The 2,944-nt window shown below is 48.8% G+C and carries 3 protein-coding genes and 1 pseudogene; all 4 read right to left on the bottom strand.

The window, feature by feature from the left end; translation table 11 throughout:
• A partial coding sequence (locus Q0628_RS04535) for an ABC transporter ATP-binding protein (RefSeq protein WP_298768570.1) occupies positions 1–1,204 on the bottom strand: 1,204 nt, incomplete at its 3' end.
• Positions 1,205–1,263: 59 nt separating this feature from the next.
• Positions 1,264–1,944, bottom strand: coding sequence for an energy-coupling factor transporter transmembrane component T (locus Q0628_RS04530; protein ID WP_298768569.1), 681 nt, complete (start codon positions 1,942–1,944; stop codon positions 1,264–1,266).
• Positions 1,941–2,555: an MptD family putative ECF transporter S component gene (locus Q0628_RS04525; protein ID WP_298768567.1), complete on the bottom strand. Its 615-nt coding sequence runs from the start codon at positions 2,553–2,555 to the stop codon at positions 1,941–1,943. Before Q0628_RS04525 ends, Q0628_RS04530 begins: the two co-directional genes overlap by 4 nt.
• A 130-nt stretch (positions 2,556–2,685) precedes the next feature.
• Positions 2,686–2,944, bottom strand: a pseudogene (locus Q0628_RS04520) (hypothetical protein); the annotation flags it as partial.

Here is a 2,944-nt window from a genome sequence, read left to right as displayed (position 1 = left end):
GACGACGCTTCATCGTTTGTTGAAGTACAATCCGCAAACGGGGCGTTTTCTTTACGGGGCAGACAACCGTTTTAAGGGCGATGTTTTCATCTTGCGGATTCATGCCCAGCAAGATTTCATCAAGGACGCTTTCCGTAAACAGCTGGTGGTTCACGTCCTGCATAATCAGGTATGCGCCGTATTTACGCGCCTTGCGTTTTTGTCGCCAGGTCCCGCGGAGCCCACACAACACCTGGGCCAGCGTCGATTTTCCGGCACCATTATGGCCGATGATGGCGGTGATTTGATTGCGCGGGAGCGAAAGCACCGGAATGTCTAGAACCGGGAATTTGCGGTTGTAGGCGAAATGGAGATCATTGAAGACGATTAATTCTGTGGTAGATTGCTTCGCTTCGCTCTCAATGACACCTTTCTTGTCATGCCCGTGCAGGCGGGCATCTTCTGTTTCACCCAGTTGTTCCAAATTCATGCAGCGCAGTCCGAGGCTTGCCGCATATTCCGGGCCTTTCGCTTCGAGTCCCGCAGGAGTCCATTCGTGCGCAATACAGCCATCTTTTACATAGCAAATCCGGTCTGCAATGTCTCGCAGGTAATGGATGCGGTGCTCCACGATTACGACGGTCTTGCCGCGGGATTTCCAAAACCTGATGATTCCGGCGAGGTCTGCGACGGTTTTCAAGTCAAGATTAGCCGAGGGCTCGTCGAGAACGAAAATTTCCGGATCGGTCGCAGAGACCGAGGCGCAGGCGATTTTTTGCTTTTCTCCGCCAGAAAGGTGGAAGATATTTCGGCCCGCCAGATGTTCTATGTGGAATTCCTTCACGACGCGATTCACGCGTTCCCGGATTTCTTCCGGATTCATTCCCAAGTTTTCACAGCCGAAGGCAATTTCACTGTCGGTATCGATGTTGAAAAACTGCGAACGCGGATTCTGGAAAACGGAACCCACATATCGTGAAATTTCGGCGAGTGTCATATCGGCGGTATTCTTGTCACCGAGCAATACGTCGCCCGCCATCGTTCCCGATTGATAAAGCGGAATAAGCCCGTTGATCAGCTTAGAAATAGTCGTCTTGCCGCAACCCGACTCCCCCACAAGCACAACGCATTCGCCGGACTTGATTTTGAAATTCAAGTTCTTGATGACGGCGTTGTCCAAGGAATCGGTGTAAGAGAACGAGACATTTTTGAGGGTAATGTTCATAAATTGGGATAGACAATTAAGATAGATTGCTTCGCTACGCTCGCAATGACGTAACAGCACTAATTACGAAGTAAAAATATTACAATTACCGCAATACAATAAACAAACACGACAACATCTTGAACGTGGAACCCGATTTTGACAATGCAACTACGTCTCGTTTCTGGCGAAAGTCCCCGCGTCGTCGCCGCTACCGAAAGTTCATCCCCGATTTTTGTGAGCGACACCAGTAGCGGAATAAGTCTGTATTCCAAAATGGCAAGCGGGTTCTTTAATGTCCGCAGGCTGAACAGGCGAATACCCCGCATGCGCATGGCGTTCCCGATATCGCGGGCTTCATCGAATACGGTGGGGAAAAAGCGAATCATCACCGCCAAGGGAATCGTCACTTTGTTAGGAATATGCATCTTCGACATTCCCGCCATGAACTCGTTCACCTTGGTGGTCGTCATGACATAGTAAAAAATAACGCTTATCGGCATCACATGCGAAACAAGCATCATTGTCGAGACAAACAGCGTGCCTGCGAGCCCGACATCCATCGTTTTTAAATAATCAAAACTGAATGCAGATATTGCGTACAAGAAAGAAAAGAGCAGGGAAAACCGCCATCTTTTTTCAAGCACCAATAAAACTGCCGGCAAAACAACAATCATGGCGCCGTAAATCACTGGTGCGGAAAGAATGACGCTGTTCCCCGCAATCGTTAAGAACAGTTTTGTCCGAGGGTCCAATTTCACCGGGCAAGACCGATCCGTTCAAAATGCTTTTTCATGATGCGGCGGGCCACGAGTCCACCGATAACGGCACCCAAGATGCCGAAGGTGTAGATTCCGACCAGGGGCCAGATGCTGTTAGAAAGTTCCGCCAGCTTCGCAACGTAACCTTCGTCGCACATGCCACGGGTATATTCCAGATATTCCTCGGTATAAAGCCAAAGCGGAAGCATCATTGAAGAACTCATTAGGCTCAAGACAATGTTTGCCATGTACAAGCCAGCAAAATTTTTCCCTATGATTTTCAGAATTGTTCCCGACAGTAGCCCAACTGCAAGGCTTATCGCAAACATGATAATGCTCTGACCCATCACTAACATTGCGCCCCCGAAAATGCCGCAGAAAAGCATGCAGCACAGAATCGGCCTTTCTATTTTCGAATAGAACAGGAACATGGGAACACTCGTCACAAGCGCAATGCTTGCGGTCGAAAAAACAATAAGGGCGGGAATATAACCGATGCTCGACGACATAAATCCAAGCACGATATAAAGCGCCGAAAAAATGCCCACGTTCACCAGGTCGCGGACCAACGTATTCGATGATTTTTTTCCGGTCGATCTTACATTACTCATAAAAGTCTCCAATAGCAAACAAATGCACGCCAAATAGAGTTTTTTGATGCTCTTTTTTCTACTCCATTTAGACAGAAAAAGGACCGTGGCAAAACGCCACAGTCCCCTTTTTGCGCATTATGCGAGGTAATTAGAAGCTGTACACCGTTTCAAGACCGAAACGCAGGGCATTGTCGTCTTCGTTATCCTGCACGGCGACATCCACCATGCCGAAAGCGGTGATTTCCAGGTTTTCGACCGGAGTGATGTAGACACGGGCACCAACATCGAACGTTGCAGCCGTTTCGTCGTCATCGTCCAAGGTGTGCGTGTGGTATTCCACAGGGATACCGAACTTGATGAATTCAGCAAGCTTGAAGGCGGGTTCGGCATACACGAAGAAGTATTCC

It is taken from the genome of uncultured Fibrobacter sp., assembly GCF_937877005.1.
GTDB lineage: Bacteria > Fibrobacterota > Fibrobacteria > Fibrobacterales > Fibrobacteraceae > Fibrobacter.
The sequence above is the reverse complement of the archived record's forward strand: the minus strand, read 5'-3'. Positions and strand labels throughout refer to the sequence as shown.

Excerpts from the sequence above, each read along its gene's own strand:
- Q0628_RS04525 (WP_298768567.1), bottom strand. The coding sequence starts at position 2,555 with ATGAGTAATGTAAGATCGACCGGAAAAAAATCATCGAATACGTTGGTC.